Genomic DNA, 21,615 nt, shown 5'->3' with positions numbered 1-21,615 from the left:
CGGCTCTACAGGCCGGATTTTTATTTTCTATCATTTTTGTAATTTATAATTCTAGGGCGCGCTTAACATCATTGTTCATCAAAAGTTCTTCGGGGCTTTCCAAAGCTTCTTTTACAGCTACCAAAAATCCTACAGACTCACGGCCATCAATAATTCTGTGATCATAAGAAAGTGCCACATACATTACAGGTGCAACAACAATACCGCCGTCACGAACTATAGGACGTTCCACGATATTGTGCATACCCAAAATTGCAGACTGCGGTGGGTTTATAATTGGGGTGGAAAGCATGCTTCCAAAAACCCCACCATTTGAGATGGTAAACGTTCCGCCAGTCATTTCATCCACGGTAATTTGTCCATCGCGAGCTCTAATCGCAAGTCTTTTCACTTCATCTTCCACACCTCTGAAGCTTAGATTTTCAGCATTTCTAATCACCGGAACCATTAATCCTTTTGGCCCAGAAACAGCAATAGATATGTCTTTGAAATCGTATGTTATCATATAATCGCCATCAATCATGGAGTTTACGTCTGGATAAAGTTCCAACGCGCGAACTACTGCCAGTGTGAAAAAGGACATAAAACCAAGACCTACTCCATGTTTTTCTTTAAACTGCTCTTTGTATTGGTTTCGCAATTCAAAAATAGCAGTCATGTCTACTTCGTTAAAAGTAGTAAGCATTGCAGTTTCATTTTTTGCTGAAACCAAACGCTCGGCAACTTTTCTACGTAGCATAGAGAGTTTTTTACGCTCACTGCCACGACTACCTGTGCCGGGAGTTCCCATAGAAGGTGTAGCGTTTGTTGCATCGTCTTTAGTTATGCGCCCATCACGCCCTGTACCCTTTACATCTTTTGAAGCGACTCCTTTCTCATCAAGGATTTTCTTGGCTGCAGGGGAAGGTGACCCCGTAGCATAAGTTTTATTATCCTGCTCTTGATTAGGAGTTGATGGTTTTGAAGGAGTCTCTTTTTTGACTTCTGCCTTTTTTGGGGCCTCCTCTTTTTTATCAGATTTCTTTTCAGCATCACCACCGGGCTTTTTAGCATCGGTATCGATTAAGCAAACTACATCGCCGACAGCAACTGTGTCGCCCTCTTCCGCTTTTAATGTGATAATACCGCTTGCCTCGGCAGGAAGTTCAAGTGTTGCTTTGTCGCTATCCACTTCAGCGATTGCTTGGTCTTTTTCCACATAATCGCCATCTGCTACTAGCCAAGATGCTATTTCAACTTCGGTGATGGATTCTCCCGGTGAGGGGACTTTCATTTCTAATGCCATACGTTCTTTAATTTATATAAACCCTAGGTTTACAATTCTTTAAATTTAATTTCTTTTTTCTTTCTGTAAAAATTTTCAGAAAAACTAATCCATATTTTTATCAAACACGTTTTCAATCACTTTGGCGTGACGCGCTTTTGATCTCACAGTACTACCAGCTGCAGGAGCAGCATACATTTTTCTGCTGCAAACCCTAAAATTTCTCGCTTCTTCAAAATGCATTAAAATGTGTGAATAGGCGCCCATGTTTTTAGGTTCTTCCTGAGCCCAAACTACATCATCTGCATTTTTGTACTTTTTGAGAATTTTCTTCATTTCATCTGTTGGCAATGGGAATAATTGCTCCACACGAACCAACGCAACATCGTCTCTATTCAATTCCTCTCGCTTTTCAAGCAGATCGTAATAAAATTTTCCTGTAACAAAAACTAAAGTTTTCACTTTTGATATTTTAGCCTCTGCATCATCAATTACCATTTGGAAACTTCCATTTGCCATTTCTTCCTTAGTTGAAACCACTTTTGGATGACGCAATAAACTTTTTGGAGTAAATACAATCAAAGGCTTGCGATAATTCACTTTCATCTGTCTTCTGAATAGATGAAAAAGGTTCGCAGGTGTTGTTACGTCTGCCACAAACATATTGTCGGTGGCACATAGTTGAAGGTAGCGCTCCATTCGTGCCGAAGAGTGCTCTGCACCTTGACCTTCATAGCCGTGTGGCAAAAGCATTACCAAACCGTTCTGTAGTTTCCATTTGTCTTCGGCCGCAGATATATATTGATCTATCATTATCTGAGCTCCATTACTGAAATCTCCAAACTGTGCCTCCCAAAGCGTTAAGGTTTTCGGGCTAGCCATTGCATAACCATAATCAAATCCCACTACGCCGTATTCCGAAAGCAGGGAATTGTATATATAAAAATCCCCTTGGTCGCCTTTCAGATGGTTTAAAAGCACTACTTCTTCTTCACTGTCTTCAACTTTTATAACGGCATGGCGGTGCGAAAATGTTCCGCGTTCCACATCCTGTCCGCTCATACGTACATCGTGGCCTTCTTTTAAAAGAGTACCGTACGCAAGCAATTCTCCCATCGCCCAATCCAGTTTGTTATCTTCAAAATACATTTGGTGCCTTGCTTCAACAAGTTTGGCTATTTTTCTCAGGAATTTTTTATCCTCGGGCAATTTGGTAATCACTTCTGCAATTTCATCCAGCTTTTTTAAATCAAAAGTGGTGTCAACAGCTTCCATCATTTTATCTTCCTCGGCATAATCATAACCGTCCCATTCATCTTGCATAAAGGGGGTGATGGTGGTTTTATCTTCTTTTCTGGAATCCTCAAGGTTTTCTTCCAGCTTATCTTTGTATTCTTGCTCTAGTTTGTCCGTATAACCTTTCTCAATAACACCTTCTGCAATGAGTTTTTCAGCATAAATATCGCGTGGGTTATTGTGCTTTGCAATAGCTTTATAAAGTTTTGGCTGCGTAAATCTAGGCTCATCTCCCTCGTTGTGGCCATATTTTCTGTAACCTAACAAATCGATGAAAACATCGCGAGAAAATTCCATTCTGAAATCCAATGCAAAGTTCATGGCATGTACCACTGCTTCTACATCATCAGCATTTACGTGAAGTATAGGTGAAAGGGTCACCTTTCCCACATCGGTACAGTATATGGAAGAGCGGGCATCCAAATAATTTGTGGTGAAACCAATCTGATTATTAACTACAATATGAATTGTTCCTTGGGTTTTGTAGCCATCCAACTGCGCCATTTGTACAATTTCATAAACAATACCTTGTCCTGCAATTGCCGCATCGCCGTGAACGATTATTGGCAGGACCTTGTTTGGATTGTCTTTGTGATGGTCATCTTGCTTGGCCCTAGTTATTCCTTCAACCACTGCACCCACTGTTTCCAAATGTGAAGGGTTTGGGGCAATGTTTAGATTAATTTCTTTTCCGGATTCTGTTTTTCTTTTGGAAGTCCAACCTAAGTGATATTTTACGTCGCCGTCAAAAATATCCTGTGCGTAGTCTTTTCCGTCAAATTCGCTAAAAATATCTTTTGCGCTTTTGCCGAAGATATTCGTAAGTGTACTCAAACGACCACGGTGGGCCATACCCATTACAAATTCTTCAACGCCTTTTTCTGCGGCGTTTTCTATCAAGGTGTCCAAAGCAGGAATCAAGCTTTCGCCTCCTTCCAAAGAAAACCTTTTCTGCCCTACGTATTTTGTGTGAAGAAAACTCTCAAAAGCTACAGCCTCGTTAAGTTTCTTTAAAATGTGCTTTTTATGTTCTTTAGAAAAATTGGGCTGATTATCGTTTATATTCAACTTCTGCTGAATCCATTGAATTTCATCAGGCTTACGAATGTACATATATTCAATCCCGATAGAATCGCAATAAATGCTTTCAAGGTGCTTTATAATTTCCTCCAGCGTAGTTTCACCTATGCCCAAAATTTCTCCCGCCTTAAAAGTAGCTTTTAGATCGTGTTGGGAAAGCCCGAAATTTTCCAAAGCAAGCGTGGGTGTATATTTTCTGCGTTCACGAACGGGGTTTGTCTTGGTAAAAAGATGCCCTCGGGTTCTGTAACCATCAATAAGCTTTACAACTTGAAACTCCTTTACAACATCCTCGCAATTATCTCCCTCGGCAAGTTGGGGTGCTTGTGCCCCTTCGCTTATGCCGAAAAACTCGTGTGCAGTGTTTTCAGAACCAAAATCAAAGCCTTGAAAAAAGGCTCTCCAACTAGGTTCCACGCTGTCTGGGTATTGTAAATATTTTTCGTAAAGTTCCGCGATATGGGATGGGTGAACCGCGTTTAAGAAGGAAAATTTATCCATGATAAATATACAAATGGGTCTTTTTGATAAAACGGTACAAAAATACAATAATTATAGCAACTAGTTGACTGTATTATTCAGATTTATACGGTTTAAAATCTTAAAATATTCCCAAATGGATTTCTCGATAAAATAGATTTTTACCCGTAATTTTTTTAGACATTCCTTTTCATCAAATCGTTTCCAAAACTACGAAGCATTGCTTTCTTTTCATCCGAAATGTTAATGTCATCCAGCAATGAGTATGCATAATTACTGTATTTTTCAATTTCCTTTTGCGTGGCTTCTGCCGCACCGGAGTTTAAAAAGATTTCCCTTACAGTCAGAATTTTATCAGTTGGATCTTTGGGGTTTATGCTAAAAAGATGGTCAAGTTCTTCCGCTTGTGTCGAAGTTCCCTGGCCAACGGCCATAATATAAAGAAAGGTTTTTTTATTTGAAATAATATCACCGCCCACTTGTTTTCCAAAGGTTTCCGGATTGCCGAAAACATCCAAATAATCATCCTGCAACTGAAAGGCGATGCCTAAATTTCTTCCAAATTGATAGATTTTATCTTTATCAGTTTCAAAAGCCGCAGCTACGATTGCGCCCATTTTCATCGCTGATCCCAATAATACTGCAGTTTTGTGGTCTATCATCTGGATATATTCCACGAGGGTCACATCGTCTCGGGTTTCAAAATCCATGTCGTGTTGTTGGCCTTCGCAGACCTGCAAAGCCGTTTCACTAAATAGTCTTGCAAGCTCTTGGAACATTTGTGGCTCATAATTTTCAAAAAAACGGTAGGCCAAAATCAACATAGCGTCTCCAGAAAGAATCGCCGTATTCACGTCCCATTTTTCATGGACTGTCCTTTTCCCCCTTCGTAGTGGGGCATTATCCATAATATCATCGTGAATTAGCGAAAAATTATGAAACAGCTCCACTGCAAGCGCCGCGCTCATCGCTTTTTTATAATCGGTTCCAAAAAAATCGCACACCATTAATGTCAATGCGGGACGAATACGCTTGCCTCCTAACGAGAGTATGTATTTTATGGGATCATAGAGCTGTCGTGGCTTTTTATGTGAAACAGCTTTGGCAAGATATTCTTGAAGGTCGTCGTTGTATTTTTTCAGAATTTCCATGGTTGAAGAAAATTTCGGCTAAAGTAAAACAAGCATTTCAAAGCACACAATTTATAGCTGCAAAATACCCTAGTGTTAAGCTTCTGTTAAATAAAATAAAACTTTGGAAACTATTTTTGTTTTAAAAGTTTCCCGACATATCTTTGCGCTCGCTATGAAAGATAAAATAATTCAAAAATCGACAGATTTATTCCTTAAGCTTGGCTTTAAGAGTGTAACTATGGACGATATTGCCAATGAAATGGCCATTTCGAAAAAAACCATTTATACGCACTTTAAGAACAAGACAGCTCTTGTCAAGGAATGTACGTGTAATGTTCTGCATAATATTACAACAGGTATTGACGAGATTTGTTCTCTGGAACAAAACCCCATTGAAGAACTTTTCGAAATTAAAAAATTTGTAATGGGAACTATTGAAGCAGAACAGTCATCACCGCAATATCAGCTTCAAAAATACTATCCCGAAATTTTTGAGGGCATAAAGGAAAGCCATTTTGAAAAAATGATGGAGTGTACCCGAAAAAATCTTCGCAGGGGCATTGAGCAAGGCTTATACCGAAGCAACCTGAACATAGATTTTATCGCAAGGCTTTATTTTTTGGGCATCCACGGAATAAAAGACCAAAACCTGTTCCCGATTGAAAAATTTTCAACCCAATTCCTAACCGAGGAATATCTTGAATATCATATTCGTGGAATTGTAACCCCGGAAGGTTTTCTAACACTAAAAAAATTCATCAAAGAGCACCAAACCAATGACTAAAAAACTTTTAATTTTCAGTTTATTACTGTCTGTAACCTTAGGTTTTTCGCAACAACAAAAGGAATACAGTTTTAGCCTACAAGAAGCCGTTACCTTTGCGCTGGATAGCAATTACACGTCCATTAACGCACGCCGTGATATTGCGAAGGCCATCAAACAAAAGTGGGAAACCACCGCAAGCGGATTGCCGCAAGTTGATACAAAAGTATCTTATAACAACAATCTAAAACAGCCTGTTACGCTTTTACCGGCGGAAATTACCGGAGGTGAACCAGGTACTTTCGTTCCGGTAACCTTTGGAACCAAACAAAACGCAAACGCTGTAGCCACATTGAACCAACTCATTTTTGACGGAAGTTACCTGGTAGGGCTTAAAGCTGCCAAATCTTTTTTGAGATATTCCGAGAACATCAATGAAAAAACGAGATTGGAAGTTCGCAAAGGAGTTATAAATGCCTACGGAAGTGTTTTACTGGCGCAGGAACTCGTGGATATTTTTGAAAAGAATAAAACCAATCTTGAGGACAACCTCAATGAAACCCGTAAAATCTTTGAGAATGGGCTGGCAGAGGAAGAAAGCGTTGAGCAATTGGAATTAACCCTTTTGGATATAGAAACACAACTAAACAACGCTCGAAGAAGTCAGGCTATTGCCAAACAAATGTTCAACCTAGCCTTGGGAATAGCTGTGGAAGCACCCGTAACCTTAACAGATGACCTTGATGAGCTTGCTAACCAAAACATAAGTCTGGCGCTTTTGGATGCTTCCCTAAATATAGAAGATAACGTAGATTATAAAATTGCTCAAAACCTAATTGAACAACGTTACTTCGAAAACCGTTTGGAAAAAAGCAAGTTTTTGCCCAGTCTATCTGCTTTTGTTAATTACGGAACTTCGGCAAACAGTGATGATTTTACATTTTTCAACGGTGACCAAAGGTGGTTTCAGTCTTCGGTGCTGGGTGTAAGCCTTAACATTCCCATATTCAGCAGCGGGATGCGAAGTGCCGCCAACCAGCGAACCAAAATAGCACTGGATCAAGCAAAGACGGAATTTGAACAGACACAGCAACAGATAAAATTAGACCTGACTACGGCGCAAAGCAATTATCAATTTGCCATAGAAAATTATGAAAATTCAAAGAAAAACCTTGCGTTGTCTGAACGTATTGAAAACAAAAACCAGATAAAGTTTATGGAAGGACTATCTACCAGTTTTGATCTTCGGCAGGCACAAACGCAGTTATATACTGCCCAACAACAATATTTTCAAGCGATGGTGGAAGTCATTAACGAAAAAGCAAACCTTGAAACTGTTTTGAATATTCCGCAACTGCGAATCACTTCAGAAGAAATTAAGGGAAAATATTAAAACCTCATCAACTCATAAACTAATCGACTTAAAAAAATCAACAAATGAAAAAAGCAATCCTATTCCTCATAACCCTAATTACCTTGGTTTCCTGCGGGGGCGACAACCAATCTGTCGATGCCGTAATTGATTCTGGCGATATGACTGCCATAAAAGCGAAACGCGCAGAAATGAACAAACAACAACGCGAATTAAAAGCCGAAATCGACAAGCTCAATCAATATATTGATACACATGAAAAAAAGGAGCGCCCAGCATTGGTAACCGCAGAGGTTATAAAAGACACACTATTTAAACATTACGTAGAAGTACAGGGAAATGTAGAAACCGACCAAAATGTTGTGCTGAATGCCGAATACTCAGGTGTGCTAACCAATGTTTATGTAAAGGAAGGCCAACGCGTCTCCAAAGGACAACGCCTTGCAAAAATTGACGATGGCGGCCTTTCAAGCCAGGTGGCGCAACAAGAAGCCCAAATGGCTTTGGCACAAACCACTTTCGAACGCCAACAAAGACTTTGGGAACAAAAAATAGGTTCTGAAATTCAGTTTTTACAAGCCAAAACAAATTATGAATCAGCTAAAAACGTTACCCAGCAATTGCGATCGCAATTATCAAAAACCGTTATTACCGCTCCATTTAGCGGTGTGGTGGATGAGATTATTTCAGACCCAGGACAAGTAGTTGTTCCGGGGCAAACACCTATCATCCGTTTGGTGAATTTAAGTAATATGTACGTAAAGGCCTCCATCCCTGAAACTTATCTTACAAACATCAAAAAAGGGACACAGGTAAAGGTAAACCTAGCTTCCATCAATGAGGAATTCACCGGAACGGTGCGCCAAGTGAGCAACTATATTAATCCAAATAACCGAAGTTTTGATATCCAAATAGAAATTCCTAATAAAGATGGCTTGGTGAAACCTAATTTAATTGCAACAGTAAAAGTGAATGATTACAGCGCAGAAAATGTAATTACCGTTCCTGAAAATATTTTGCAGGAAAATGCGGCAGGCGAAACAATCGCTTACCTCTACCAACCAGTTAACGATTCTGTGGGAGTTGCCAAACGTGTGCTTCTTGAAACTGGACTATCCTATGAAAACCACACCGAAGTAAAATCGGGTCTTAAAAAAGGGGACACCATTATTAAGGAAGGTGCGAAAACGCTTCGCGACGGCCAAAAAGTAACAATCAAAAACTAAGAAACCAATTGCGTTATGAGCAAGAACCCGTATAAAGAATTTAGTATTTCGTCTTGGGCCATTGAAAATAAAATGACGGTCTATGTAGTAATGGCCATCATTTTGTTTTTGGGTGCTTTTGCATACTATAGTATGCCCCGTGAGGCTTTCCCCGAAATTATTGAAACTAAAATTTATGTAAGTTCCGTAAACCCCGGTAACTCTGCAGAAGATGTGGAAAAATTCATCACCGAACCTTTGGAGGAGGAATTTAAAGACGTGGGAGGCGTAAAGGAAATTACTTCTACCACACTTCAGGATTATTCCATCATCATTGTTGAATTTGAGGAAAATGTAGAAATTCCTGTAGCCAAACAATTAGTAAAGGACAAAGTAGATCAAGTAAAGTCTGAAACCACTTGGCCCACGCTCACAAATGGGGCCAAGGTGGAACCCAATGTTTTTGATCTTAATTTTTCTGAAGAAATGCCCATCCTCAATATCAACTTAACGGGCGATTATCCCGTCCAGAAGTTGAAGGAATACGGCGAATATCTTCAGGATAAAATAGAACTGCTTCCGCAAATAAAGGAAGCAACCATTCGCGGAGCCGAGGAAAAAGAAGTTGAAATAGCGGTTGACATTTATAAAATGACCGCTTCACAGGTAAGTTTCGATAATATAATTAATGCAGTAAAAGGTGAGAACAGTACCATTTCCGGTGGAAATATTATCACAAATGGTGTCCAGAAAAACATTCGTATTACTGGTGAGATTGAAGACCCTAAAGAACTTGAAAATGTAGTAGTAAAAAAGGACGATGGTATTATCTTCTTAAAAGACATTGCCGATATAAAATTTAAGGAAAAAGACCCAACAACCTATGCCCGCGAATACGGCGAACCTGTGGTGATGCTCGATGTAAAAAAACGTGCTGGTAAAAATATGATCGAAGCAGTTGAGCAGATTAAAAAAATAGTTGCCGAGGAACAGGAAAACTACTTGCCAAAAAGTCTTCACATAAGCCTCTCCAACGACCAATCCATCAAGACCGAAAACCAAGTGAACGATTTGGTAAACAATATCATTTTCGGGGTTTTGTTGGTGGTAATCGTATTGATGTTTTTCCTTGGTTTTAGAAACGCACTTTTTGTAGGTTTCGCCATTCCGCTGTCCATGTTAATGTCCCTGTTTATCCTTTCATCACTTGGCTTTACATTAAATACTATGGTGCTTTTCGGCCTCGTTATGGGACTGGGGATGCTCGTGGACAATGGTATCGTGGTAGTTGAGAACGTATATACTTTAATGAGTGAGGGAATGCCGCCCCGAAAAGCTGCAAAACAGGGGATGGGCGAGATTGCCTGGCCCATTATTGCCTCTACGGCAACCACACTTGCGGCATTTTTCCCGCTTGGCCTATGGCCGGGAATGATTGGTAAGTTTATGATTTATTTCCCTATAACGCTTTCGGTGGTACTCTCATCATCACTATTTGTGGCCTTGATAATAAACTCAATGCTTACTTCAGAATTTATGAAAACTGAAGAAGAACCCCTTTCAAAGAAGAAAATTTTTCGCTGGAGTCTTATTTTATTAGGTGTTGGCGCCCTACTCCTTATTGCTGGTTTTGCAATGGATGTAGCCGCTTTCCGAGGTTTCGGAAATTTGGCAATACTGGCTGCGCTTTTACTTTGGCTGTATAAATATGTATTGGCAGGTGCAGTAGATTATTTTCAGTATAAATCGTTAAAGAAATTAGAGAATTTTTACGAAAAGACCTTAAAATATGCCTTGCGCGGAAAAAAGGCCTACGTATTTTTCTTCGGAACGATTGCGCTTTTAATTATGTCGTTTATTTTGGTAAGAGTTGCGCAACCCAACGTGCTTTTCTTCCCAGAGAATGAGCCAAACCAAATTATTACCTACATAGAATATCCGCAAGGCACCGACATTGAAAAAACCAATGAGCTTACAAAAAAAGTAGAGCAACGCGTGTTTGATGCCATTGAAAAATACAATGACAACGGCTATAATTATATGGTAGAATCTGCCATTTCGCAGGTGGGGCAAGGAGCAGGAAATCCTCAGACAGATGGGGGCCAGAGCAACGAGATGCCACAAAAAGGAAAAATAACCCTTTCCATGCGCGACTTCCAATTGCGTCGCGGCGTTAAGAGTAGTAAGGTTTTGGAAGAAGTGCGCGAATCGGTAAAAGGATTTCCAGGAGCTTCCATTATTGTTGAAAAAGATGCCGCCGGCCCACCAGTAGGATATCCAATCAACATGGAGTTGAGTGGTGAGGATTATGAGGAAATGCTACGCGAGGCAGAAGCGCTACGTTCCTATATTGAAGGTTTAGGCATTAGCGGTATTGAGGAATTGAAAATAGACGTTAACAAAAGTAAACCCGAAATGGACGTGACCGTGGATCGTGAAAAGGCGGGCCAATTGGGAATCTCTACAGGACAGATTGGGCAAACCTTGCGCCGTGCTATTTTTGGAGAGGAAGCTTCCACCTATAAAGAAGGCGATGACGATTATGAAATAAACGTCCGTCTTTCCGAAAAATCCCGTTATGACGAAAGCGCCTTGTTCAACCAGCCCATTACTTTCCGTAATAACCAAGGAAAAATTGTGCAGGTGCCTATTTCGGCTATGGTCTCAAAAAATAACACCGCTTCCTTTAGTTCTATTAAAAGGAAAGATTTAAAGCGGACCATAACCGTATATTCCAACGTGCTTGGAGGGTATAACGCAACAGAAATTGTAAACGACCTAAAGGTTGAACTGCAAAACTACGAGCTGCCAAAAGACATTAACCTGGCCTTTACGGGCGAGCAAGAAGAACAAGCAGACAATATGGGCTTCCTGCTCTTGGCGCTGTTTTATGCTATGGGCGGTATTATGCTCATTCTTGTAGCCCAGTTTAACTCCATAAGCAAGCCTATCATTATTTTGACCGCCATTGTATTAAGTTTGGCGGGCGTGTTTATTGGTCTGGTGGTTTTCCAGATGGATTTCGTAATTATTATGACCATGATGGGTATTATATCGCTGGCGGGAATTGTGGTTAACAACGCCATTGTATTGATAGACTACACCCAGATTCTTATAGACCGAAAGATGCAAGAACTGGAAATGGACGATGACGATATGCTTACCAAGCGCCAGTATTTTGACTTGATCGTGGCAGGGGGAAAATCACGTTTGCGTCCCGTATTGCTTACCGCAATTACCACTGTGCTTGGGCTTGTTCCGTTAGCCATTGGTCTTAACATAGATTTCTTTGGCTTTTTTACAGATTACAGCCCAAATATCTACATAGGTGGTGATAACGTAATATTCTGGGGACCTCTGGCGTGGACGGTAATCTTCGGATTGATATTCGCAACTTTCTTGACTCTGATTGTGGTACCGGTAATGTTCTATTTGGTAAACCGTGCCAAAATTAAATTCAGAAAAAAACGTAGGATGAAGGAGCTGAAAAAACAGAAGGCGAAAGAACTATTGATAAGCGAGAATCAATAGAGATTCTGTCACATCATATGACATATAAAATGCCATAAAAATATGGCAAAAGTTAAAGTTGTATTGCACAAAGACCTGTCGGATTTTAAAAAATAGGCAGGTCTTTTCTTATTTTAAAAATTTGTGTATTTGTAAACCCGCTTGTCCTAAATAATAATCCCTTCAAAACCATAACAATTCATTTAATACTTATTAAATTTGCCGTCTCAATTTTTTTTAGAATAAAATGTACAGAACGCACAACAACGGCCAGCTTCGCGCGGCAGACATAAATAAAACGGTAACTCTGGCAGGCTGGGTACATAAAACCCGTGACAAAGGCTTTATGGTCTGGGTAGACCTTCGGGATCGCTACGGCATTACCCAACTTATTTTTGATGAGGAAAGAACTTCAAAAGAAGTAATGGAAAAAGCCACAAAACTGGGGCGCGAGTTTGTCATACAAGTAACGGGTACCGTAATTGAGCGTGAAAGCAAAAATCCAAACATGCCAACCGGCGATGTTGAGATTTTGGTTTCTGAACTGACTATACTGAATGAATCCCTCACCCCTCCCTTCACCATAGAAGATGAAACCGACGGTGGGGAGGATTTACGGATGAAATACCGTTACCTCGACATCCGCAGAAAACCCGTTCGTGAGAATCTTATTTTCCGCCACAAAGTGGCCATTGCCGTTCGCAATTATTTATCAAATGAAGGTTTCGTTGAAGTAGAAACGCCTTATTTAATAAAATCAACTCCTGAAGGGGCGCGCGATTTTGTAGTGCCTTCCCGTATGAATGAAGGACAGTTTTACGCCCTTCCGCAATCACCCCAAACCTTTAAGCAACTGCTTATGGTGGGCGGTTTGGATAAGTATTTCCAAATAGTAAAATGCTTCCGCGATGAGGATTTGCGTGCAGACCGCCAGCCGGAATTCACACAAATAGACTGCGAAATGGCCTTTGTGGAGCAAGAAGATATCTTAAACGCTTTTGAAGGATTGACCAAACATTTGCTGAAGGAAATTAATGGAGTAGAAATTTCCGAATTTCCAAGAATGACTTACGACGAAGCGATGGCAAAATACGGAAACGACAAACCGGATATTCGTTTCGGGATGGAGTTTGGCGAGTTGAATGCTGTTGCACAGCACAAAGATTTCAACGTTTTCAATCAAGCAGAATTGGTTGTGGGAATAGCAGTTCCCGGCGGAAATAATTTCACAAGAAAAGAAATAGACAATTTAATAGATTGGCTGAAGCGTCCACAAATCGGTGCTATGGGAATGGTTTATGTTCGCTGCAACGAAGACGGAACCTATAAATCTTCCGTAGATAAATTTTATTCTGAAGAAGATTTGGCAAAATGGGCAGAAGCAACCGGGGCAAAATCCGGCGACTTAATCTGCGTGCTTTCAGGCGCAAAAAACAAAGCGAGAACCCAGTTGAGTGCGCTGCGAATGCACTTGGCAGAACAACTTGGATTACGCAAAAACAATGAATTCGCCCCACTTTGGGTTGTGGATTTCCCGCTTTTGGAATGGGATGAGGAAACCGAGCGTTACCACGCCATGCACCACCCCTTTACTTCCCCAAAACCCGGGCAGTTGGAGCTTTTGGCCACCAACCCAGGTGATGTAAAAGCAAATGCCTACGATTTGGTTTTAAATGGAAATGAAATTGGCGGTGGTTCAATAAGAATTCACGATAAAAAAACACAGGCGCTGATGTTTGATTATTTGGGCTTCACACCCGAAGAAGCAAAAGCACAGTTCGGCTTTTTAATGGACGCTTTCCAATATGGCGCTCCTCCACACGGCGGTATTGCTTTTGGGTTGGACAGACTGGTTGCCATTTTGGGCGGACAGGAAACCATCCGCGATTTTATTGCTTTCCCTAAAAACAATGCAGGTCGCGACGTAATGATTGATGCACCTGCGCCAATCGATGAAAAGCAATTGGAAGAACTTCATTTAAAAGTTGAAATAAAATCTTAAGAAAAAAATCCTGCTAACGCGGGATTTTTTGATAGCTTTAAGGATGCCAAAACAAAAACGAAATTTATTAACCCGCTTTCTTATTTGGCGTATTAAATACATCTCGCAAACGCAGTTTGTGTATTTAATAGCGATTATTGTGGGCTTTTTGTCGGGTGTTGGCGCGGTTATCCTTAAAAACCTTACGCACTTTATCCAGCATTTGCTAGAAGGAAACCTGATTCAATATTACCATACCGCTTTTTATTTCGTGTTCCCCATACTTGGGCTCACCCTTGTCTATTTTATCATTAAGTATGTAATACGGAAAAAAGTAAGCCATGGTATTCCTTCCACATTATTTGCAATTTCAAAAAAGAAAGGGTTTATAAAGCGCTACCAAATGTTTGGCAGTATTTTAACGGCCCCCATAACCGTTGGTTTTGGAGGATCTGTGGGTCTTGAAGGCCCCACGGTTGCAACTGGCGCGGCTTTAAGTTCAAATCTCTCTAGGGTACTTCATTTAAACCAAGCCAATAGAACTTTATTGATTGGTTGTGCTGCGGCCGGAGCAATGGCTTCTATTTTTAAGGCGCCCATAGCGGCGTTGATTTTTGCGATTGAGGTATTTAGTTTGGATCTTACACTAGCATCCATGCTTCCACTTTTGTTGGCATCAATTTCTGGGATACTTACTTCTTATTTTTTCTTCGGAAATGATATTTTGCTTCCCTTTAAAAATACCGATGCATTTTATTTGAGCGATGTGCCATTTTATATGATCTTGGGAATTGCGGCGGGGTTTACCTCAGTGTACTTTACGAAAGTATACGCCTATATACAATCGGTTTTTGAAAAAATAAATTCTCCCGGCAAGCGCCTACTTGTTGGGGGTGTGGGTTTGGGAATATTGGTGTATTTCATCCCCCCGCTTTACGGTGAAGGTTTTGATGTAATCAACAACCTAGTAAAAGGAAACCCCGAAATAGCATTACAGAACAATATATTTAACCTAGAACTAAGTAGTATTTGGGTGGTAATTGCCCTATTGGCAGGACTGGTCTTCTTTAAGATTATAGCTAGCGCCCTCACTTTTGGTGCAGGAGGCGTGGGTGGTATTTTCGCTCCAGTACTTTTTATGGGAAGTATTATGGGCAACGTTGCCGCAAAAATCCTGAACAATTGTGGGCTCTTCCCAAATGGAGTTTCTGAAAGCAATTTCACTCTTGTGGGAATGACCGGTTTAATGGCCGGCGTGCTCTACGCCCCCCTTACAGCCATATTCCTTATTGCCGAAGTTACTGGCGGCTATGAACTTTTTATTCCATTGATGATTACCGCTGCTATTTCTTTTTCTATCACTAAATATTTTATTCCACACTCTGTTTATGCTATGGAGCTGGGACGAAAAGGAGATTTAATAACGCACAACAAGGACCATGCGGTACTCACTTTAATGGATATACAAACCGTGATAGAACGGGACTTTATTAGCATAAACCCAGAAATGAACCTGGGTGAAATTGTACATCAGGCTATTGTTAAATCCAAAAGAAATCTTTTCCCGGTACTTAACAAAGAGACGGATTCACTGGAGGGTATTATATTATTGGATGATTTGCGCCCGGTTATGTTTGATCAAAATTTATACGAAGAGTTAAAAGCGAAGGAACTTATGCACCATCCTCCAGATATCATTAATATGGATGAAGATAAAATGACCGATGTCATGAAAAAATTCCAAGACACCGGGGCGTGGAACCTTCCTGTAATAAGCAACGGAAAATACTATGGTTTCGTTTCAAAATCAAAACTCCTTACTGCCTATCGCCGAAAGTTGATTGACTTTTCAGGGAAGTAAGGCAACAGATAATCAAATTTAAAACGTATTAGATGAAATACATTATTAGCATATTATTCATAACCGTACTTATAGGTTTGGCAGCAGGCTTCTATCTAAAGACAGAAGATGAAGCAACTGGAAATTTAATCATTGGCCTTACCTTAATGGTCGGGTTTTTTATATTGATGCCCCTTTTTATTTACCATAGATGGAGAAACAGAAACGTTAAGGAATATATGCTTACCAAAGAAAACATTAATAAGATGAGGGATTACCAGAAGGATAAAAAAATATGAAAAATTGGCATTTACCAAAAAATTTTCAATTTGTTAACAAATGAAATCATAATTATTTTACATTTGTAACTTATTATTAATTTATTTTTTTATTTAAAATGGAAGGAACAGTAAAATTTTTTAATGAATCTAAAGGTTACGGTTTTATCACAAACGACGATACCGGAAAAGACATTTTTGTACACGTAACGGGCTTAAACGGTGAAGCCCTTAACGAAGGTGACAAAGTAGAATATGTTGAAGAAGAAGGAAGAAAAGGACGTGTTGCGGCTCAGGTTCGCGTAATCCACGACTAAAAAAATATACGTTAACTCCTAAAGCCTTTCAAAATTGAAAGGCTTTTTTTATTTCAGTTTAAATTTCTTTTCTCGATAAAGAACCGTTTTAGCAGCTGTGAAGCATCTTCGGCCATAACTCCACCAAACATTTTTGTCTTTGGATGCAGCTTTGTACTTAAGTTAATACATCCGCGCTGTTCGTCTCTTGCCCCATACACAATCCTGGAGATTTGGCTCCAATACAAAGCCCCTGCACACATTTGGCAGGGCTCTATCGTTACATACAGCGTACAATCAATTAAATATTTTCCTCCCAAATAATTAGCTGCAGCAGTAATAGCCTGCATTTCCGCATGAGCAGTAACATCGTTCAAGGTTTCTGTAAGGTTGTGCGAACGGGCAATAATCTGATTGTTTATAACAATAACGGCCCCAATGGGCATTTCTCCATTTTTATAAGCTGCTTCTGCTTCCTGCAGTGCTCTTTTCATAAAATAGGTATCGTCGTAAGGCTTTATTATGCTCAATTTTCTTAGATTTTATAGTGAAATTGAAAAACGAAATTACGAATTAACAAATTAACGAATTCAACAATTAACAAATTCGCAATAACTGTATCTTTACACCGTGCCAAACAATATATTAGATACCATCACATTTCCTGATGACCTCCGGAAAATTCCACAGAAAAAATTGCCGCAACTGGCAAAAGAGCTCCGTGAATTTATTATAAATATAGTGGCGACCAAAGAAGGTCACTTGGGGGCGAGCCTGGGCGTAGTTGAGCTTACCATCGCCTTACATTACGTTTTTAATACCCCCGATGATATTTTGGTGTGGGATGTTGGCCACCAAGCATACGGTCATAAAATATTAACGGGTAGGAAGGAAATTTTTCATACCAATCGACAGTTGGGGGGCATCAGTGGTTTTCCTAAACGGGCCGAGAGTATTTATGATACTTTTGGGGTTGGGCATAGCAGTACCGCAATTTCAGCAGCTCTGGGAATGGCAATTGCATCAAAATTAAAAGGCGAAAAGGATAGGCAGCACATAGCCGTTGTAGGCGACGCCTCCATTGCCAGCGGGATGGCGTTTGAAGCCTTGAACCACGCAGGAGTTACTGACACTAACTTATTGATTATTCTGAATGATAATGCTATTGGCATTGATCCAAGCGTAGGGGCGCTGAAAAATTATTTCACCAAAGTAAAATTGAATGGCGCAAAAGAGGCAGATACTATTTTTGAAGCATTAAACTTTAATTATTCCGGACCAATCGATGGGCATAATATAGATTTGGTAATTGCAGAATTGGAAAGACTTAAAAATGTTTCGGGACCAAAAGTACTTCACATAATAACAACCAAAGGAAAAGGGCTTCGGCAAGCCGAAGAAAACCAAGTAGTATATCATGCCCCAGGAAAATTTGATGCCCTTACGGGAAATCTTCCGCCGAAAAATAACCAATTGCAACCTCCCAAATTTCAAGATGTATTTGGAAAAACATTGGTTGAGTTAGCTTCAGAAAATGAAAAAATTATTGGCATCACCCCCGCAATGCCAACGGGAAGTTCCTTAAAATTTATGATGGATATTTTCCCCCAACGTGCTTTTGACGTTGGGATTGCAGAGCAACACGCAGTAACTTTTTCAGCGGGAATGGCTACACAAGGTTTTACCGTTTTCTGTAATATTTACTCTACTTTTTTGCAACGGGCTTACGATCAGGTAATCCACGATGTTTGCCTTCAAAAAATACCTGTGATTTTTTGTTTGGACCGTGCCGGGATTGTAGGTGAAGATGGCGCAACACACCATGGAATCTTCGATTTGGCGTATTTAAATTGTATTCCGAACCTGATTATTTTTGTTCCCCGTAATGAGACTGAATTGCGAAATATAATGTTTACGGCTCAACTTGGACTGGATTTGCCCATTTTCATCCGTTATCCACGAGGTAGAGGCAGTATTTTGGATTGGAAGAAGCCTTTCAATTTAATTAATATTGGAACGGCCGAAATTTTAAAAGAAGGCAATAAAATTCTCTTATTAACCCTTGGCCCTGTATGCCATAATGCACTGAAAGCCATAAATTTACTCTCCCCTTCCCAAAGGAAGCGAGTGGGCTGCGTTGATCTTCGTTTTTTAAAACCGCTAGACGAAACTTTATTGCATGAGCTTTTTCAGAAATATGAAACTGTAATTACCGTGGAGGATGGAACTGCTGTAGGCGGAATGGGCTCTGCTATTGTTTCATTTGCCAGCCCTCATTATAAGACAACTATTAAGATGTTAGGCATCCCCGATGTTTTTCCAGAACATGGAACTGTGGAAGAATTGCAGTCAAAGTTTGGAATTTCTTCTGAAGCAATCTATAAAACAATTAAAATATATCTGTAAAAAAAAGAGGCTCGAACGAGCCTCTTTTCAATCTTTATTTATTTTTTATTCTTAATTAATTATCAGTTTAGAAGTCTGAGAACGATTACCTCCTTCAATCTGAATCAAGTAAATACCAGCATGAAGACCATTGGCATCTACTCTTGCGTTCTGATGAAGTTCTATTTCTTGACCAAAGACTTTTCTTCCGTTCATATCAAAAATTGAGATGGTAGCCGCTCCCACATCAAATCTAGATTTGATGTTAATCTCTCCGTTAGAAGGATTTGGGAACACAACAAAATTGATTTGGTCAGCACCATTGTCAGAGATTCCAAGTTCACACCCTGGGGGCACGTCAAAAGCTTCTGTACCATCTGCTTTACTGTCAGTACTGCCTTGTGTTGCACTCACACCAAGACCACGCTTAGCAAATGCTCTCCAAATTAAACATCTGTTTGCACCACCATTGGCAATATCGTCTGCTTCAAGGATGGCATCACGACCGTCCACAAACCCTGGACTACATGGTTGTAATTTCATACCATCCATAACAAGTTGAAGAGCAATATTGTTACCTCCAGTTCCATTGTAAATATCTGGATCAAATCCGTATTCATCAATAAGATCCCACGTTAAATCCCAAAGCATGGTAGTCCATACTGAACCTACTCCGTGAGGAGCCACTTGTGTTTTTATAGAATCATAGGTAAAATCATTAAGTGCAAAATCTGTAGTATAAGGCTTTGCTCTAAGTCCTCTTCCGGCAATTCCTTCACCAAGTGCATAGGTTCCTGTTCCTCTTACATTAGTGCTTAAATCACCATCTTTCATAGTAAGAATCATACCAAAATAATCACTCCATCCTTCTCCCATTTGTTCTTGATTTTGAAGACAACCAGCTGCAGACGGGCCGCCGGTTAAACGGTTAGAAATACCGTGACCATATTCGTGGGCAATAATTACGTTGTCAAGATCGCCATCTCTTTGAAATGGGTCGGTTCCTGAGCCATCGTCACGCAATGTAGCATTAACTGTATCGCCGTTCTGCAGTGCAGATATAATTGCTTCACCGTCTGACTGATATATCATTATACATGGAATACTTAAGTTGGAGCCACCTCCAAGCATCGCAATTGGGTCTGCAGGAGTGTTATTTACTACCACTACTGCTATTGCTCCTGCTGCCTCAATTTGTGTCATTTTAAAAGGACCATTACAACCGCCCCATCTGGCCACAGCTATTTTACCATTAATTTCAGCACTATTCAAAATAGTATCACAACCATCGTGTGGGTCTGTAGATGAACCGCCATTATCATCTTCTACAAGAACTAGATCTTCTGTAATAGCTGTAGTGGGAAGTGGAGTTCCGTTAATAAAATTAGAATCCATTGCCAAATATTCTCCTGCTAACGGCCCTGAGTTTACGTTCATAAAAGTTCCTAACACATCTCCAGGAGCCGTCCAAAGATACATTTGCATTCTAGGGGCACCTCCATCAGGCGGTGTTGCAAAATTTGCGTTGTTTAATCCACTTCCATCTTGGGCATCAGCAAATACAAAATCACCTTGGGCTCCCAGGTTGGTATAATTTTTCAATTGAAAATTTCCAGACTCCTCATCAAATCCATAATGAAACATAATGTCATGCATCATGTTATTCATATAAAAAAGATTGGTTATCGCCGCTTCGCGGAATGCAAAAGGAGCTCTGGGAAGATCATAATCAAAATCAAACAAGAGTCCGGAACCACCATCAGCTAGCATACCATTACCATTGTTACCATTAGCATCTTCTTGGGCAAGAACGTTATTCCCACGGGTTGTAGTAAACTCGCTACCTATAACACCATCAATATCATGCCACCCAAAAGGAGAGGCCATGGGATCTGCTGGATCGGTAAGCAATTGATCTTCCCCATCATTTGGCCCTATTAAAGGCAATGGGAATACTCTATAGGCTGCTCCCCCTGCAATGGTACGGGCAGAATTGTTTGTTTTATTTCCGAAAAGGATACTTTCCGTAGAATTATGTGAATGTGAACCTTCACCAAAGTTACAACTTACCACCCAATCATCTGTATCCAATAAATCTCCTGTAAGAGCATCAATACGCACACTATAATAATGTGTGGAGTCCATCAAATAAATACTTAAATCCCAAGCCAGTTTTAAAGAGTCTGTGTCGTCCATTTTTTGATAAACAAGCTCAACCGGAATATTGTATTGTGAAATATTTCCATTAGAAAATACATAGCTGCGGTCACCCAAAGTTTCCAACAAACTTAAATTTGAAGGGTTTGGGAGCCCAAGCCAACTGGCTGCTTTTGATATAGCATTTACAGCCGAAAGAGAGGGGCTAACGCTATTAACTTTCGCCGCTGCATTTGGTGTAAAAGATAACTTTGCACTTACTACCACACCATCCTTAATTAAAAAAGGTGAGTTTGAATTGTACAATTTTATGCCCTGATGCTGCTGCTGAACATAAACATTATAGGCTTGCATGCTTTTTGAAAAGCTTTGGGAAGCAACCGAAATATCAGAAACATCTTGCTGCTGCAAAGAATACTGCGTTCGGTTCTGCTGAAGATACGTTTTTACCACATTACTATAATCCTGCCCAAAAGATAAGTTTACAGCCAAAATGATAATTAAGTAAAGAATTTTTTTCATAGGGTTAAAATTAAATATTTAAAAAAGTGAATTATGATCAGAAAAATTGATCA

The 21,615-nt window shown here is 40.0% G+C and carries 14 protein-coding genes; 9 read left to right on the top strand and 5 right to left on the bottom strand.

What is annotated here, in order from left to right; translation table 11 throughout:
- Positions 1-43: 43 nt before the first annotated feature.
- The 3 genes from odhB to JK629_RS06020 form a co-directional block, all read right to left on the bottom strand.
- Positions 44-1,285 carry a 2-oxoglutarate dehydrogenase complex dihydrolipoyllysine-residue succinyltransferase gene (gene odhB, locus JK629_RS06030; protein ID WP_202337707.1) on the bottom strand — a complete coding sequence of 414 codons (1,242 nt, stop codon included), beginning with the start codon at positions 1,283-1,285 and terminating at the stop codon, positions 44-46.
- An 84-nt stretch (positions 1,286-1,369) separates the two neighbouring features.
- Positions 1,370-4,141, bottom strand: coding sequence for a 2-oxoglutarate dehydrogenase E1 component (locus JK629_RS06025; RefSeq protein WP_202337706.1), 2,772 nt, complete (start codon positions 4,139-4,141; stop codon positions 1,370-1,372).
- 155 nt (positions 4,142-4,296) lie between these two features.
- A complete protein-coding gene (locus tag JK629_RS06020; RefSeq protein WP_202337705.1) occupies positions 4,297-5,271 on the bottom strand; it encodes a polyprenyl synthetase family protein in 975 nt (324 codons plus the stop codon).
- A 103-nt stretch (positions 5,272-5,374) separates the two neighbouring features.
- Here JK629_RS06020 and JK629_RS06015 point away from each other — a divergent pair, with 103 nt between their 5' ends.
- The 8 genes from JK629_RS06015 to JK629_RS05980 all read left to right on the top strand — a co-directional run bounded on the left by JK629_RS06015 (position 5,375) and on the right by JK629_RS05980 (position 16,519).
- A complete protein-coding gene (locus tag JK629_RS06015) occupies positions 5,375-6,037 on the top strand; it encodes a TetR/AcrR family transcriptional regulator (RefSeq protein ID WP_317193679.1) in 663 nt (220 codons plus the stop codon).
- Positions 6,030-7,409 (top strand): TolC family protein, encoded by a 1,380-nt coding sequence (locus tag JK629_RS06010; RefSeq protein ID WP_202337704.1) that lies wholly within the window; start codon positions 6,030-6,032, stop codon positions 7,407-7,409. The genes JK629_RS06015 and JK629_RS06010 overlap by 8 nt, the downstream gene beginning before the upstream one ends.
- A 44-nt stretch (positions 7,410-7,453) precedes the next feature.
- The gene (locus JK629_RS06005; protein WP_202337703.1) at positions 7,454-8,614 is read left to right on the top strand and encodes an efflux RND transporter periplasmic adaptor subunit; all 1,161 of its coding nucleotides are present in this window, start codon (positions 7,454-7,456) and stop codon (positions 8,612-8,614) included.
- Positions 8,615-8,629: 15 nt separating this feature from the next.
- A complete protein-coding gene (locus JK629_RS06000) occupies positions 8,630-12,124 on the top strand; it encodes an efflux RND transporter permease subunit (protein ID WP_202337702.1) in 3,495 nt (1,164 codons plus the stop codon).
- Between the two features lie 226 nt (positions 12,125-12,350).
- Positions 12,351-14,105, top strand: coding sequence for an aspartate--tRNA ligase (gene aspS, locus JK629_RS05995; RefSeq protein WP_202337701.1), 1,755 nt, complete (start codon positions 12,351-12,353; stop codon positions 14,103-14,105).
- A 43-nt stretch (positions 14,106-14,148) separates the two neighbouring features.
- Positions 14,149-15,945 (top strand): chloride channel protein, encoded by a 1,797-nt coding sequence (locus tag JK629_RS05990; RefSeq protein ID WP_202337700.1) that lies wholly within the window; start codon positions 14,149-14,151, stop codon positions 15,943-15,945.
- Between the two features lie 32 nt (positions 15,946-15,977).
- Complete coding sequence (locus tag JK629_RS05985; protein ID WP_202337699.1) at positions 15,978-16,223, top strand: hypothetical protein; 246 nt, start codon at positions 15,978-15,980, stop codon at positions 16,221-16,223.
- Between the two features lie 98 nt (positions 16,224-16,321).
- The gene (locus JK629_RS05980) at positions 16,322-16,519 is read left to right on the top strand and encodes a cold-shock protein (RefSeq protein ID WP_202337698.1); all 198 of its coding nucleotides are present in this window, start codon (positions 16,322-16,324) and stop codon (positions 16,517-16,519) included.
- Between the two features lie 53 nt (positions 16,520-16,572).
- Here JK629_RS05980 and JK629_RS05975 read toward each other — a convergent pair whose 3' ends face one another.
- Positions 16,573-17,022, bottom strand: a complete 450-nt coding sequence (locus tag JK629_RS05975) for a nucleoside deaminase (protein WP_202338006.1) — start codon at positions 17,020-17,022, stop codon at positions 16,573-16,575.
- A gap of 106 nt (positions 17,023-17,128) precedes the next feature.
- Between JK629_RS05975 and JK629_RS05970 the strand changes: the two genes are divergently transcribed.
- Entirely contained in the window at positions 17,129-18,904 is a 1,776-nt protein-coding gene (locus tag JK629_RS05970; protein WP_202337697.1) for a 1-deoxy-D-xylulose-5-phosphate synthase, read from the top strand.
- A gap of 51 nt (positions 18,905-18,955) precedes the next feature.
- Here JK629_RS05970 and JK629_RS05965 read toward each other — a convergent pair whose 3' ends face one another.
- The gene (locus JK629_RS05965; RefSeq protein ID WP_202337696.1) at positions 18,956-21,562 is read right to left on the bottom strand and encodes a T9SS-dependent M36 family metallopeptidase; all 2,607 of its coding nucleotides are present in this window, start codon (positions 21,560-21,562) and stop codon (positions 18,956-18,958) included.
- Positions 21,563-21,615 lie beyond the last annotated feature (53 nt).

The organism is Aequorivita iocasae (genome assembly GCF_016757735.1).
In the GTDB taxonomy this organism is placed as follows: domain Bacteria; phylum Bacteroidota; class Bacteroidia; order Flavobacteriales; family Flavobacteriaceae; genus Aequorivita; species Aequorivita iocasae.
Note: the sequence above shows the minus strand (reverse complement) of the source record. Positions and strands in the feature narration are given on the sequence as shown.